Source organism: Janthinobacterium sp. YR213 (assembly GCF_900099875.1).
Lineage (GTDB): Bacteria > Pseudomonadota > Gammaproteobacteria > Burkholderiales > Burkholderiaceae_D > Janthinobacterium > Janthinobacterium lividum.
The window spans coordinates 690,038-705,515 of record NZ_FNDA01000003.1 but is presented as its reverse complement, the minus strand read 5'-3'; the positions used below and the strand labels follow the sequence as shown (position 1 = coordinate 705,515).

General features: G+C 55.2%; 10 protein-coding genes. 8 read left to right on the top strand and 2 right to left on the bottom strand.

Annotated features, from left to right (window positions below; translation table 11 throughout):
* The first annotated feature begins 12 nt into the window (after positions 1-12).
* The 7 genes from BLT98_RS28825 to BLT98_RS17080 all read left to right on the top strand — a co-directional run bounded on the left by BLT98_RS28825 (position 13) and on the right by BLT98_RS17080 (position 11,293).
* On the top strand, positions 13-348 hold the full coding sequence (locus BLT98_RS28825) for a hypothetical protein (protein WP_139179286.1): 336 nt from the start codon (positions 13-15) through the stop codon (positions 346-348).
* A gap of 65 nt (positions 349-413) precedes the next feature.
* Entirely contained in the window at positions 414-2,171 is a 1,758-nt protein-coding gene (locus BLT98_RS17105) for a TnsD family Tn7-like transposition protein (RefSeq protein ID WP_170846406.1), read from the top strand.
* A 196-nt stretch (positions 2,172-2,367) separates the two neighbouring features.
* Entirely contained in the window at positions 2,368-4,257 is a 1,890-nt protein-coding gene (locus BLT98_RS17100; protein ID WP_092609661.1) for an ATP-dependent nuclease, read from the top strand.
* A gap of 1 nt (position 4,258) precedes the next feature.
* Positions 4,259-6,028, top strand: a complete 1,770-nt coding sequence (locus BLT98_RS17095; RefSeq protein WP_170846405.1) for a UvrD-helicase domain-containing protein — start codon at positions 4,259-4,261, stop codon at positions 6,026-6,028.
* A 72-nt stretch (positions 6,029-6,100) separates the two neighbouring features.
* Positions 6,101-8,236, top strand: coding sequence for a hypothetical protein (locus BLT98_RS17090; protein WP_092609655.1), 2,136 nt, complete (start codon positions 6,101-6,103; stop codon positions 8,234-8,236).
* A gap of 697 nt (positions 8,237-8,933) precedes the next feature.
* Positions 8,934-9,863 carry an S-4TM family putative pore-forming effector gene (locus BLT98_RS17085; RefSeq protein WP_092609652.1) on the top strand — a complete coding sequence of 310 codons (930 nt, stop codon included), beginning with the start codon at positions 8,934-8,936 and terminating at the stop codon, positions 9,861-9,863.
* Positions 9,860-11,293, top strand: a complete 1,434-nt coding sequence (locus tag BLT98_RS17080; RefSeq protein WP_092609649.1) for an SMODS domain-containing nucleotidyltransferase — start codon at positions 9,860-9,862, stop codon at positions 11,291-11,293. Before BLT98_RS17085 ends, BLT98_RS17080 begins: the two co-directional genes overlap by 4 nt.
* A 654-nt stretch (positions 11,294-11,947) precedes the next feature.
* Here BLT98_RS17080 and glmS read toward each other — a convergent pair.
* Positions 11,948-13,777 carry a glutamine--fructose-6-phosphate transaminase (isomerizing) gene (glmS, locus tag BLT98_RS17075; RefSeq protein ID WP_034782627.1) on the bottom strand — a complete coding sequence of 610 codons (1,830 nt, stop codon included), beginning with the start codon at positions 13,775-13,777 and terminating at the stop codon, positions 11,948-11,950.
* Positions 13,778-13,938: 161 nt separating this feature from the next.
* Here glmS and BLT98_RS17070 point away from each other — a divergent pair, with 161 nt between their 5' ends.
* A complete protein-coding gene (locus BLT98_RS17070; protein ID WP_092609646.1) occupies positions 13,939-14,412 on the top strand; it encodes an Lrp/AsnC family transcriptional regulator in 474 nt (157 codons plus the stop codon).
* Between the two features lie 315 nt (positions 14,413-14,727).
* Here BLT98_RS17070 and BLT98_RS17065 read toward each other — a convergent pair whose 3' ends face one another.
* A complete protein-coding gene (locus BLT98_RS17065) occupies positions 14,728-15,429 on the bottom strand; it encodes a response regulator transcription factor (protein ID WP_092609643.1) in 702 nt (233 codons plus the stop codon).
* Between the last annotated feature and the right edge of the window lie 49 nt (positions 15,430-15,478).

Here is a 15,478-nt window from a genome sequence, read left to right as displayed (position 1 = left end):
ACAATAACCGTTATGGACAAGACAAATATTGATGAAGTTGCGAAACAAGCCCAGGACACCTTAAATGAGGTGATGGAACGCGTGCAAAGTGATACCCGTCAAAGAGATGCCCGACGGGAATCCGGTAAGACATTCGGTCTCGCCTTGATGATCCTGGCAGTCTTTGTCGTCGTGGCGGCTGGTCTGCCAGTCCCCGTCGATCTGTCAACACGTGTGCTCTTGGGGATTTGCGCTTTGGTATTGCTCGCCGTCGGCGCTTGGTACATTGACCGAGCAAAGGTTCAAACTCATCGGCCACCGCCAACTGCAACGGCACACGCGCCAGAACCGCTCCGTCGGGTAAAGTAAGCTTGGCACATTAAAGACGCGGGTCAACAAAAGCTACGCGCCTAGGGGCATTCTGGATGGAGAACATGATGCGCTCGATGCCTTTATTCGCCGCCTTTGATCTGCCAAAATGGCTTCCAGATGAGACGTTCTACAGCTTAGCTTGCCGCTATCACCGCCTAAGCTGTAACGCCACGTCAAAGGCTACTTTAAATCAGTTGTTCGGGAAACCACGACTTGGATACCAGCACGATTTCCCCAGCGGCTTAGACGCTTTTGCCAGTCGCACCAATTCCACCTTGGGTACGGCTTCCCAAATCATTCGCCAGCGGACCGTCCTGCCATTCTATCTTCCTATGCGCCAGCCCGTGCATGCCGCGGAGATGATGGCAGCATTCGAGGCTGGCGATATCTCGTCGTTGAAATTCAGGTTGGGGATACTCACCAGCAGATTTCGCGCACATCATCCACTTAAGGCCTGCACCGAATGTATGCGAGAGGATCTGGCCAGGCACTCAGTATCCTACTGGCACCTCAGCCATCAATTTCCAGGTGTATGGCTATGTCCTGACCATAGCACTGTACTCCACGAGGCGACCGTTAAGGCAAACGGGGTGGGGCGCTTCCAATTCTATCTTCCGAACCACAATATCTTGGAACCGGCATGGCAGCACCGGGAGGCCTCCAGCAACCACGATCAAATACATGAGCACCTGTCGCTTATCTCTTCATGCTCGCTCGGTTTAGCCAGGCTACCGGCATATTTTCACTTTTCGGCCACTACATTGCAGTCCACCTACAATGAAGCCCTGAAGCGCCGTGGGCTGACTACGAAAAGTGGCGCCCTCCGATTAAGCGAAGTCTGCCATCAGTTTGGGCGCCACATCGCGCCACTGAGCGTTATTCCCGAAATCGCTCTACAAAAATCCGATGCGGCTGATTTACCCACTCAGCTAGGCCGTATCCTTCGCCTACCGCGAACCGGCACTCATCCACTGCGGCACCTATTTCTCATCAGTTGGCTATTCGGGGGCTGGGATCAATTTTTCAGCGCCTATAACGCTGCATTCAGCACCACCACGGTCGAGCAAGCTGGAGTGAAGTCAGCGCCAAAACAAGAATCTGCACAGGTGCCATCCACACTTGCACTGATCGGGTTAATCCAGAAAGGGGGCTCCGTTTCCGGCGCGGCTCGCGAACTCGGCATGGATGTATCCACGGCGATGGCAGCGTTGGCTCAGAAGGGTATTTCGAGCAAGCGGCGCCCAAAGCTATTGCACAGCATCCTGCTCGACACGGTGGTGAAGGATATCAAAAGTGGAACAGCCATACTGGAGATCGCGACAAAACATCATCTCTCCGTCACTACGATAACAAGAACGAAAAACACCATCGTCGGGCTGCACGATGCCTGGATAAATGCACGCGCCACTTCACAGAAACAGGCGATGAGAGAAGCATGGGGAGCGACAAAGTTGGAGTTTCCATGCTTCGGCATAAAGCTACTACGTGCGCAGACGCCTGCTGTCTATATGTGGCTCTATCGCCACGACCGAGAATGGCTTAAGAACAATCAACCAGCACCAAACACTGCACGCAGCGCAAACCGCTCAGCTCTCCGGTGGGATGAGCGTGACACCACACTATCACTGCAGGTGCAGGAGGTAACGTTGCAACTACTTGAATCCACTGGTCAACACCCGGTTCGTCTTTGGCAAATCTACCAGCGTATTCCAGAATTGAAAGCTAAGCTAGACGTGCTTGATCGGCTGCCGAAAACACGACGTGCGCTTGAGACTGCAATAACCGCGCGGCGTCAATCACAAGCTGAGAAATTGCTTTAGCAGAGTACCATCAATAATATGAGGCGCGCGGCGGCGGACAACAAAAATTCGAGGAACAATCGCACACAGGCGCTTTCATATAAATTCCAAATGTGCGGCCTAAATTGCAACCTTATCTGTAGAAATTAAACGTGCCTGTGTGATAAGGTCTGTACATTAGAGGAAACCAACTGGTCAGCGTACCCAAGGGAATTTCATGCATATCAGCGAACTCACTGTGGATGGATTTCGTTCGTTTCAAAAGCCGTTTACAGTCAGTTTTAATCCAGGCCTGAACGTATTGGTTGGTGAAAATGGCACCGGAAAGACAGCCATCATCAGCGCGCTGCGGCAGCTGTTTAGTGATTCTGAAGCGGGATGGTACTCAGTGGCCGGCCAAGATTTCTACCTCGGGTTTGAAGCAGCCAGTACGCGGGCGGCTCAGTTCAACATTTCGGCTATTTTTTCCGATTTGGATAAGCCCGAACAGCTTGCTTTCCTCGCCTGGCAGAATGTGGCCGACGCCTATCAGCTCAATCTTCACGTTGAAAACCGTGAATTCCGTGGCCGGCACAAACGAATCCTATGGGCTGGCAAAGTCAAATCCAGTGTCGAAGCCGACACCTTAGACCTGATCAGGTGCATATACCTTCCCCCTTTGCGTGATGCGGAAGACAAGCTCTCCAACGGAACCCGCTCTCGGTTGGCCAAATTGCTGAAAGCGATTTGCAAGAAAGACTTGCTTGCCCATGAAGAGGCTGGCACCAAACACCCCTTGGTATCCCAAGTCGAGACCTTTAACAACGACCTAGCTGACGGAGAAGACTCTGACATTAAGCGAGCCAATAATTTGATTGGCGAGGCACTGAAGAACTCTATCGGCGAGTATTTCGCCCAAGGTACCCGCATTCAATTCTCGGAAAGTGATTTCTCGCGCATCGTCGAAGGGTTACGACTTCTGTATTTCCCTAACTTGTCAGAAGTAGATGCCAGTCAGTTCCGCAGTCTGAGCGAGAACAGTCTGGGGTTTAACAACCTCATCTACATTGCGTCCATTCTTGCAGAACTGACGTTAGCATCTGCAGTACGAGATCAGGATACCGGCTACTTTCACCTGTTGTTGATCGAGGAACCTGAGGCGCACCTGCATCCACAACTGCAAACCCGCTTATTACGTTACCTATCCGAAGTGGCGGGAAAGCAAAGCGTGCAAGTTATTGTCACAACCCATTCAACCGTTCTAGCGTCCGCAGTGCCGGTTGATGCCATCGTACACATCGCCTGCGCCCCCTATCCTGTCGCCACTCAACTTTCGGCCTGCGGACTGGCAGACGATAGCCGTAAATTTATCAACCGCTGGCTGGACGTCACGAAGTCGAACCTCTTGTTTGCGCGCGGATTGATTTTTGTAGAAGGAATTGCGGAGGCAATCGTTGTCCCGGAATTGGCGAAGGTGATCCTAAAAGATCAGAATCCGGGTAAGCAAACGCTGGAAGATCTAGGCATTAGCGTTATCAATCTTAACGGAATTTACTTTAAGCATTTCATGCAGTTTTACTGCAATCTCAATCCTTTGCATCCCAAAGCAGCAAACATCCCAATCCGTTGCGCGGGGCTGACCGATCTGGATCCTGCCAAAACAGAAACCGTGAAAGTTGGTGGCGTCGATGTGGTGCGCGACATTAAACCTTGTGCAGGCAATCTCCATCCAGGGAAAAACCATGCCCTGAAATTGGTGGCAGATATCGCAAAGTCAGCCGACGCACGCTTGATGGTCGGCCTTTACAAGACCTTTGAATACGACCTCGCAATGGAAGGTAACAACATCCCAATTTTGGCGAAGGTCCTGTACACGGTCTGGCCCACTGATGGTGCGAACAAAATAAAGCTCGCGACGCTTTCGGACGATAAGGTGGACTGGACAGCTACTGCGCCCGGAGATAAAGCAAACGCTGCTTTTGAGCTGCTAGAGCTGATTGACAGTGGCGATATAGGCAAGGGCTTGTTCGCTCAGTTGCTGGCGGATGAACTTGCAATGGGTAAGACTACGCCAGCTGTGCCGCAATATATCCAAGACGCGGTGCATTGGGCCTGCAAGACGCATTAAGATGATCACATTTTCTCCCGACCAGCGGAACTACATCGAATCATCGCTGGAACGTAATGTCTTTTTGCGCGCCTGTCCTGGCGCCGGCAAGACCGAGGTCATCGCGGCCAAGGTCGCGCTGGAAATACGAAGGTGGCCACACTTCCCAGCAGGGATGGCCATACTCTCATTTTCGCGCAGCGCCACTGGGGAGCTCAGTGATCGTATCGCCAAGGTACGACGCGGTAATACCAATGCCTACCCCCACTTCATCGGGACGGTCGATAGCTTTATCCTCAAGCACATCGTGACGCCGGTAGCACACATATTGACTGGCTATGCTGGGCGGGATGACGACTACGCGCTACGGGTAATCGGACCGGAAGCCCTCAGTTTTTATCGCACAAAATATGCGATCGAGCACCTGCACATTGCTGCCAACTGTTTCGACTGGGATCCAATCCAAGGGCGTTTCTGGTTTTGGCACCCCTCCGATCCAGTGCGGCGTAAGCTGAACAATCTAGCTCTGGAGCCATGGCAGATCGCGCATTTACACGAAGTCAAACAGCGTTTCAACGCGGCCGGGTTTGCTACCTATAGAGATGTGGAGCGATTTGCGATCCAAATATTGGCCGAACCAAAATTTAGGGCGCGGGTCGCGCTGCTTGTCGATCGCTTTCCATCAATAATAATTGACGAGTGCCAAGATTTGTCGGCCGATCAAATTGCAATCTTTACATGCTTAGCTGACTTAGGTATGAAGTTTCATCTGGTGGGCGATCTCGAGCAAGCAATCTATGGCTTCAGAAACTGTTTTCCAGGTACCGTAAAAGATTTCATCGCACGAATAGGCTGCCTTGAAATGCCGATGGAGGAAAATCATCGTAGTGGACAGTCGATTGTGGATCTGCATGGGAAACTCGTAAATGCCGGCAATACTCTGGGAAAGCCTGACTATGCACCGGTGACATGCTACTTGATCGAATACACCCAGTGCCCGTCCGAAGTACTGGAACATTTCGATGCTTTAACGGTCGGGCACAATAGCCCAGTAATTGTGGCGCGGGGCCACTCTACCTTGGCAAAGCTGCGCGCAACAGACTCCGAGCAAGGCCCTGTGCAACTGCTGGCCACCTCAATCGCAGTATTTTTAGACGACTCGCCACGTGCGCTCCATACAGCTCTGTCGACGTTCGCGCGCTATTTGGCCAACAATTGCATGAATTGCGACACGTTGGGAGAGGACTTGTTTTTCCGTCCGACGGATATCGAATCTGCCGAAGTCTGGCACCAGTTTTTATCGGACTGTCTATGTGAATTAGTGAATGGTGGTCTCGGCAATCAGGATGTCACGTGGAAATTTTGGTGTAAAAAGATGCGGGAGACTTTGCCTAGCCTTGCAGCAATTGATTGTAATGACGCGACTGGTCAACGCATCCTCGCTACCTTGCTCACAAAGAAACACCCGGCACCAGCGGGTCTCGGAGAGACAAAGGTGCTCGCCAACGCCTTAAACGGCCCAGCTCAGAAAAACGACCGTCGTCTGGCAACGATCCATGAGGTGAAAGGCGAAACCCATGACGTGACGATGTTGGTATCCAGCACGAAACAAGGAGAAGCGTCGCATTGGAAGGAGTGGGTGGATAATCCCCAGTCAGAAGCGGCGCGATTTGCATATGTCGCCTCCTCACGACCGCGGCACATTCTAATTTGGGCAGTGAAAGCGGTGAGCGCGGCTGACCGCAAAAAACTAATCGCATTGGGGTTGCAAACCTATATTCCACAGCTCTGATATTGCTACTTACATTCGGTCTCAACAGGAGTAATTAATCTGGCTGGCGTGATAAAAAATTTAGGAAATGTGATGACGTTTGAGCTAATTTTAGGCCAATTAAGCAGCGCGCGGGACCCCGTCGCTATGGTGGCGGCCCTAAGAGCGACCGCGATCCCTAGGTCCACTGATGCACAGCAAGCTGCAATCGATGCTCTGAGAGCAGCCATTGGGCGCGGCCGCACCGGTCGAGCGCTTTCGGCCGCACGTAGCTTCCTAGTCTTGCTGGAGCCTCACAAGGCGATAGCACGACTGAAGCGCGAGGGCATACTGCGCGCCTCCACTTTTGACTTCGATGCGCGTACCGTCAGGCATGTTGTCGCCGATTGGATCGAAAATGCCATCCCCTATGGTCTCAGCGTGATCGATGTCCGCTACCTGAGATCTACGGCGACAATGTTTGACCTTGCTTCATCGCTGCGCACGCTTTTCCAACAAATTGTGACGCAGCTGGAATTGGGTGGTGAGCTTGTGATCAACAACTTATTGTGCGAGGTCGATGCTGGAATGTGCTATCCAGATCGGCTCTCATTGGGCGGAAACGATGAACGGGAGATTACCCACGAAGAGCTGGCAGAGGCATTTTCTTATCTCCTTACGGTCTATCAGAGGCGCAAACTAGGGACGATGGCTGTGTTAGGACTACCGTCTCATGATGCGGGTTACAGCATGCAATACCGTTCGCTATTAGATGACGCACTTAAAATCTGCCGATACCTCGAAGTAGAAGTCCAGATCGAGAGTTTTCCATTCCATGCTGTTCGCCAGGGAAATAGTATTCGTATCGAATCAATTGATCCCACGTTGGAGCGGTCGATTAGGATCGGCTATTTCCAGAAAGAGATGCGACAGTACTTTGACCACTATCGCCTGACAAATTCCCATGCTGAGAACAAGATTTTGTCAGTGTCAGCCTTCGCCGAGCAGTTTTTTTCGGTGCATGGAAATACGCTTGTGCAGCTAAAACAGTTGCCAATACCCAGATTTAGATCAGAGCTACCGATGTACCCCGAATTAGTCGAAATGTTCAGCGATGACAGAGCTTTTTTGGAGGACATATTGATCTTCGAGTCACTTGCATGGGAAGAGTACATTGATCCCAAGGAGGTTTCGTACGCCATTGTCGATGGCAGTGTTACGGTATTCGACCTCATCAAAGTGCAGCGCTTTTTTAAGTTTATGCACCTCGGCCTGCGCAATGCTGTTGCGCGCCATGTTCCCTACTTTGAGCAGACAGGCCTTTACATGACATCTTGTCTGCCCACTTTTTCGCACGCCAGCCTGATCAACATATTGGCACTCACGGTTGGCAACTCCAAAGCAAGTGCAGTCCTCACGATGTTGACCGCCAATTTAGCGGCACCTAATCTCGATATTTATTACACGCCCATTATTAAAGTGCGGGACTGCTACATGGTGCCGTTGGGGATCATGTCGAACGTCAACCTGGCCCGTAACTTACTTTGTAAGCTGCATAACCGTATGGTGCCAGTGGGCCCAGATAGAATTGATCGTATGCAGTCAGAACTTGCTCTTGCATTACGCAAAGCAGGATTTCGGGTGGCTGAAGAGATTAATTTAACAATCGGCAGGAATAAGCTAGAAGTCGATCTGCTGGCATGGAAGGATGAACATGTGTTCATTTTCGAGTGCAAGAACACCTATCATCCTTGCAATATATATGAACTTCGCACCTCATATAATGCAATGGCCGGAGCTTCGAACCAGCTCACATTGCGCAAAGACTGGCTAATCGATCCAGCCAACCAGCAATGCCTGTTCACTCGGCTCGGGTGGAAAATACCACCATCACTAACGGTGTATACCTGCATTGCGCTCGGCAATCGTGTATTTAATGGCTACCAGTTTGAAGGGCTACATCCAGTCAGGCAAGTGCATGAAATATGCGGTCTGCTAAGCCACGGCTACGTCGAGACGCATGACGGGCTGCGCCTACGACTATGGGCACATGATGTGTTCACGGTAGGTGATCTGATCGCACATCTTGAGGGTAGTGGCTTACTCGCAGATATGCACGCAGCCGTGCTGCCACTGGAAGTGGCAACTCAAGTGGGTGAGATGAGCCTGATCCAATCGACATTTGCGATTGACCTATATCAGCTCCATGGAGCAATATTGGATCGCTGGCCCAGGATGCCTACAGCTTGAATCCAAGTGGTCGAGAGTTTGTTGGAAGCTACTGAACTAGAGGTCATGACTGAAATAAGTAAGTAATTTTTTTACACTTGGCTGCCGGCCTTGCAAAAGATCACTATTACCCAGCCTACGGCAATTGTCGTTCGTGAGGAACGAGTTCCGACGAAAATTCGGACGTCGGAGTTCGGATAATCTGTTCGTAGTAGCGACCGACCGCTTTGGGGTGTGAGCAGTCCTTCGCTGCCCTTTAGCGTGATGGCCGCAATCCCGTTTGAACGCTGGCGACGACCAACGAGAACGAGTGGCGGCAACTTATGAGACTGAGTAGCGGCAGTCGTAAGAAAACTCAGGGTATCGCTGGCTAGCCGAAAATGTGCCCTCCTAACTTCCAGAGGGTACATTTTTCCGGCACATACTGAGTATTCGCATCCACACCTCCGCCATTTAGCATGCCAAAGCCGCCACTTGGCTAGTTGCCTAAGTTTTTCCAGATCGGTATTTTCACCACTACCGCCAGCGACTATCATAAGTCGCAGCTCCCTGTTCTCACTGATCGCCACCACTCGTACTTGTGAGATTTCGCGTATTTTTCAGATGAGCAAGATGCTATCCTCTATGGCCAGCGGCCGAGTTCGGCCAATTGCAGCCGTTCAGAGTTGGAGCACGACTGTCGTTGGTTGCATAACAAAAAACACGCTCAAAAGGATCAATGAACAGCCTTCGAAACGATATCCCGACGCGACAGGCGTCGGATGAAAATCGGGGCCTGCTGCGGGCCCGCCACCGCAACTACCGCGCCGCCAAGGTCACCCAGGGCCTCCTGGTCCTAGTGTCGATCCTCTTGCCGGTCATTGGAGTCTGGATTGGGCCCCAAGTCCCGGAGATCCGGCCCTACCTGGCGTTAGCCAGCTTGATCTTGCTGGTGATGGAGACGGCACTGTTCGACCGGATCCAGAAGGAAAGGCTCAAGCGGGGCGCCAAGCTGCAGGAGCAGTTCGACACTGACGTCTTCTGCCTGCCCAGGAACCGCTTCGTGACGGGTGCGCCAGTGGAGTATGAAGATGTACGCAAGCTGTCGGCCAAGCCGCTCTCAAAGAAGCGCGAGGCGCACTTCCAGGCTTGGTACGAGGTGTGCATCGGCCGTCTGCCCCTGCACCTAGCCCGACTGATCGGCCAGCGCACCAACATCAGCTACGACGCGCGACTCAGGCGCCGGTACGGCGGCTGGCTGCTGGCGCTCACCCTCCTGTTCGGCGTGACGTTGCTGTACGCTGGCTTGTACAAGGGGCTGCCGTTTCCCGATCTCATCATGACCTTGGTGGTGCCGTTCCTGCCCATGTTGACGTGGGCACTACGAGAGCGCATGCAGCAGGCCAACGCCGCGATTTCTCTGACCAACCTCAACGGCGAGTGGGACAAGATCTGGACCAAGGCCCTTGAGGGGGGCGATGAGATGGCCCTCACGGACGAATCGCGATCTTTGCAGGACGCCATTTACCAGCACCGTGAGCGCAGCCCGCTGGTCTTCGATTGGGTCTATTTCATATTCAGGTCGGCGAATGAGGATGAGGCTCACTACGCGGCCGAAGATCTCGTGCGCAAGGTAGAGAAAGTATTGGAAGAGGGAGGCAAAACATGAAGCTGGTTGATCAGTTCAACACATTTCTCAGAGGTGAGGTCAACCTCAACGACACGCGGGTGAGCCAGCTGGGCACTAGCATCGAAGCGGTTCAGATAGCGATCAAGGCCTCGAACTGGGGGCCAAAGATCCTCGACTTTGACTCCCACGGTTCATGGGCCCACGGCACCATCATCAAGCCCCTTGCCGGCGGCGAGTTCGACGCCGACCTGCTGGTGATTGTAGAGCCGGTCGAGGGTTGGGACGCCAAAGACTACATCAACGAGCTCGGCGCCTTCTTTGACGCCCACAGCACCTACAAGGACAAGGTGCACAGGTATTCGCACTGCGTGACCATCGAGTATGTGGGCGAGCGCCGCATCGATATCGCACCGTGCGTCAAGGGCCGGTGGTGGTCGAACACGTACGAGGTCTGTAACCGGATCACTAACGAGTTCGAGACGACGGCAGCGCTCGACTACACGGACTGGGTGGTTGACAGGAACGGCGTGGTGGGCGGCAACGACCTCAAGAAGGTCACGCGGCTGCTGAAGTATCTGCGCGACATTAAGACGAACTTCACCTGTCCGTCCTTCCTGTTCACGACGCTCGTAGGCATGCACATCTACGACTCGGACAAGGACTCGGTGGCCTTCGCGGACACGCCGACCTGCTTGAAGACCGTGATGGGCCGGCTGGACGACTACCTGCGGGCGCGCCCTACTCTTCCTATCATTCGAAACCCAGTGCTGTCGTCCGATATCCAGAGCCGCGTCTGGGATCAGACGCAGTACGGCAACTTCCGCAACAAGATCAATCTGTACCGCACCTGGATCGATGAGGCCTTCGCAGAGGAGGACCGCGACGAGTCCATCGGCAAGTGGCAGCGCATCTTCGGTGACAGCTTCGCCGCCGGCGAGGCCAAGGAATCTGCACGGCTCAGCGAGAGCGTGTCGAAGAGCGACGCGCTGGTGGTGGCGGGCCAGTTCAAGGACCTGGTCCAGCGTGTCATCGAGAGCGGCCGCGCGGCACTGCCAGATCGCATCACCCGGCTACCCTATATCCGGCGCCCCAAGTGGCGTAGCGCGTCGCAGTCGTATCGCGTCAACGTGTCCGCCGAGCTCTTGACCGAGCAAAAGGGTACGCGTCTGGGCGGGGTGACTTCGCTGCAACCGCTATCGAAGGGCCATTCGATCCGCTTTATGGCGTCCAACGCTGTTGGCGTTCCGTTCGATTCGTCGTTCAAGGTGTTGTGGCGCGTGACGAACACTGATCAGGCGGCTTACGAGGCAAACACGCTGCGCGGCGATTTCTATCCAAGTGACTTGGGCTTCTCGCGCGAAGAAGACTTGGCCTATCGTGGCGTGCACTTAGTGGAAGCCTTTTTGATTGGGAAAAGTGACAACCGCCAGTACGGGAAGTCGGATCCGTTCTATGTCGTGGTCAAGTAACGCAGGTAACACTGGGCTTTTCCGCCAGATGCCGCATCGCCAGCGTCGCTTGTGATTGGTCCATTACAAGGTGCGTTGACTACGGCATCAAGGGCCAGAACGTGCCGGTGAGCCTGAGCGCGGCGGCGAGCGTCGAATGGCTGCAATCGCTGCGAAGCGTTCCAAGAGCGAAAACACGCGAACGGCAGCAAAGGGGCAAGGCTGTGTGAAAACTCCAAATCTCGAAATACTCGTGGATAGGATCACCATTCCCAGGACCAAAAAAATGGCATGGCGAGTATTCTGAGAGGCCTTCTTTTGAAGGACTAGAATTTTTATGCGTTTTCACACAGTCTCGGGCGTAAGCCCCCAGTCAACACACACGTCGCGCAGCGGCCTTCAGCACACACTACTAAAACGGGCCAGCAAGTGGTAGTTTCTCATGCGTATCGCTGGCGGGTCTATGACGCTACATGGTGGCGGGTTCGATGCGAATATTCACACATACAGATGGAATGAGCGATCAAACACTTTCTCAGTCTGGGCTTGAATTCCACATTACTGAAATACAAACCTTGATCCTGGAATACTCGCTACCGTAAAACCCCGACGGACTTTATTGTTCTCCGACGGACTTTATTGTCTCGATTCAGAGAAGGGCAACATCCGGCCTGCTTACTCCACCGTCACCGACTTGGCCAGATTGCGTGGCTTGTCCACATCCGTGCCACGCGCCAGTGCCGTGTGATACGCGAGCAATTGCAGCGCGACCACGTGCAGGATCGGCGACAAATCGCCGTAGTGCTCGGGCAGGCGGATGACGTGCAGGCCTTCGCCGGAGCTGATGCGCGAATCGACGTCGGCGAAGACGTACAGCTGGCCGCCGCGGGCGCGCACTTCCTGCATGTTCGATTTCAGCTTTTCGATCAGGGCGTCGTTCGGCGCGATGGTGACGACGGGCATTTCATTCGTCACCAGGGCCAGCGGGCCATGCTTCAGTTCGCCGGCCGGATACGCTTCGGCGTGGATATACGAGATTTCCTTCAGCTTCAGCGCGCCTTCCAGGGCGATCGGGTAATGCATGCCGCGGCCCAGGAAGAGGGCGTTTTCCTTGCGGGCGAACTCTTCGGACCAGGCGATGATCTGCGGTTCCAGCGCCAGCACGGAAGCGATGGCGACGGGCAGGTGGCGCATGGCTTTCAGGTGCGCCGCTTCCTGTTCTTCGCTCAGGTGGCCATTGACTTGCGCCAGGCACAGGGTCAGCAGGAACAGGCCGGCCAGCTGCGTGGTGAAAGCCTTGGTCGAGGCAACGCCCACTTCCACGCCGGCGCGCGTGATGTAGGCCAGGGCGCATTCGCGCACCATGGCGCTGGTGGCCACGTTGCAGATAGTCAAGGTGTGCTGCATGCCCAGGCTGCGCGCATGTTTCAGGGCGGCCAGGGTGTCGGCCGTTTCGCCGCTTTGCGAAATCGTCACCACCAGCGTGTTCGGGTGCGGCACGCTGTCGCGGTAGCGGTATTCGCTGGCCACTTCCACGCTGACGGGCACTTTGGCGATCGACTCGATCCAGTATTTGGCCGTCATGCCCGCATACGAACTGGTGCCGCAGGCGAGGATCAGCACGCGGTCGATCTGCTTGAAGATTTTATAGGCGTCATCGCCGAACAGTTCCGGCATGATGCCCGTCACGCCTTCGAGCGTGTCGCCGATGGCGCGCGGCTGTTCAAAAATTTCCTTCTGCATGTAATGGCGGTACGGGCCCAGCTCTGCCGCGCCCGTGTGCGCATGCACGGTTTTCACTTCGCGCTCGACGGGCTTGCCATCGACGTCGACGATCCAGCAGCGCGACAGTTGCAGGTCGACCACGTCGCCTTCTTCCAGGTAGATGATCTGGTCGGTCGTGCCGGCCAGCGCCATGGCGTCCGACGCGACAAAGTTTTCACCATTGCCCAGGCCGACGATCAGGGGCGAGCCCTGGCGCGCGGCGACCACGCGGTGCGGTTCGTCGCGGCAGAAGACGGCAATCGCATACGCGCCGTCGAGGCGTTTCACGGCCTGCTGCACGGTTTCAAATAAATCGCCGTTGTACATGTGCTCGACCAGATGGGCGATCACTTCCGTGTCCGTCTGGCTCTGGAAGACGTAACCGAGGGCCGTCAGTTCGGCGCGCAGTTCGTCGTGGTTTTCGATGATGCCGTTATGCACCAGCGCCACGCGGGCGTTCTCTTCCGTTGGGGAAAAGTGCGGGTGGGCATTGAACGAGACAGGGGCGCCATGCGTGGCCCAGCGCGTGTGGGCGATGCCCGTAAAACCGCTCAAGCCTTCTTCGGCGATCTGCTTTTCCAGCTCGGCCACGCGCGAGGTGGAGCGCGAACGCTGCAGACGGCCATCCGCATGCAGGGCGATGCCGCAGGAATCGTAGCCGCGGTATTCCAGGCGCTTCAAGCCTTCGACCAGGATGGGAGTGATATTACGTTGCGCTACCGCGCCGACGATGCCGCACATGGAAACCTCTGTCTAAAATTTAATCAATGCACGCATGCTAATGCAGAGTGAATGAAATATGCTTTCTAAATCCGTGTATTTTTGACTGAATATTTCACACTCATTTTGTGATGAAATATTATTTCATTTAGAATCGATTTATTTTCCAATTCATCACAATCATGAACGATAGCAACATTACCCTCGACGAGATCGATCGTCGCATCCTGAACGCCCTGCAAATTGATGCATCGCAAACCAACAGCGAGCTGGCCCAGGCGGTGCACGTTTCGGCGCCCACCTGTTTGCGGCGGGTCAAGCATTTGCGGGAAAGCGGCGTCATCGAGCGGCAAGTGGCCATCGTCGCGCCGCAGCTGGTGGGCGCGCGCCTGACGGCCATCGTGGAAATCACGCTCGACGTGCAGGCGGCGGAACGCATGGCGGAATTCGAACAATTGGTAGCGCAGGAACCGGCTGTGCTGCAATGCTACCGCGTCTCGCCCGGGCCCGATTTCGTGCTGATGGTGCAGGTGGCCGACATGCCCGCCTATCACGCGCTGGCGCACCGCCTGTTCGCCGCGCACGCGAATGTGCGCAACGTGAAAAGTTATTTTTCCACCTTCCGCAGCAAATTCGAGACGCGCATCGCCGTGTGATTCATCGATTGTATTTGTCCACTGCTTGCCCACCGTTTGCCCACAGATTTATACGGTGCTTTTCCACCGTTTATGCCGCACTTGCCCACAGGTTTATACACAGGGGTGATGAGGGCTGGCCATGGCCGGCTGGCAGGGGGAGTGAGGCAGGCGCCACCGTCACCTGGCCCGCGCGGTGCCACAGCAGCATGAAAAGCGCGTAAAGATATGGCAAGGCAAGCTGTGTGCACCGGCTGCACACAGCTTGCCAACAAGTTGCGAGCCTACTTATCGACAGGCTTATCCACAGCTCTTTCGCGGCGACAGGCGGGAAACTCAGGGGCGCACTTCGGCGTCCGCATAGAAGCGGTAGCCGGCATTGCGGGCGGTATTGATGGGCAAGGCCAGGCCCGCCGCCTGTTCCGCCTTGCGGCGCAAGCGGCTGATCTGCGTATCCAGGCGGCGCTGGTCGTAGCTGAGAAAATCCTCGCCCAGCGATTGCACGATCTGCTGGCGGCTGACGATGCGTTCCGGCTCGGCCATCAGCACGTGCAGCACGGTAACGTCCTGTTGCGACAGCGCAATGGCGCCACAGCCGGGCGGCAAGAGGCGGCGCGGTCCCAGTTCCAGCACCCACACCGTGGCGGGCGGCGGCACGGCGGCGGGCAGGGGCGCGCCGAGGCGCCGTGCCAACGCACCCAGGGTGGCGGCCAGTTCGTCCAGGTCGGCGCTCTTGGGCAGGTAGTAATCGGCACCACCGCCCAGTCCGTTGACCTTGTCCTGCGTCGCCCCGCGCGCCGTAAACACGACGATGCCGATGGGCTGCCCCTGCTCGCGCAAGGCGCGCACCAGCAGCATGCCTTCGCCATCGGGCAAGCCGAGGTCGATGATGGCAATGCGGTGCAGGGCCGGCGTGTAGCAGGCATGGAAGGCGGCCAGGTCGGCCACGGCGCTGACGCGGTAACCGCAATCGCCGAGAAACTCGGTCAGCTCGTGGCGCAGCACGGCTTCGTCTTCAAGCAGGATGAGGTTCAACATGGCGCAAGGATAACCGATCGCCGTGGGGCCGGGAAGTTGTCTTTCTGAT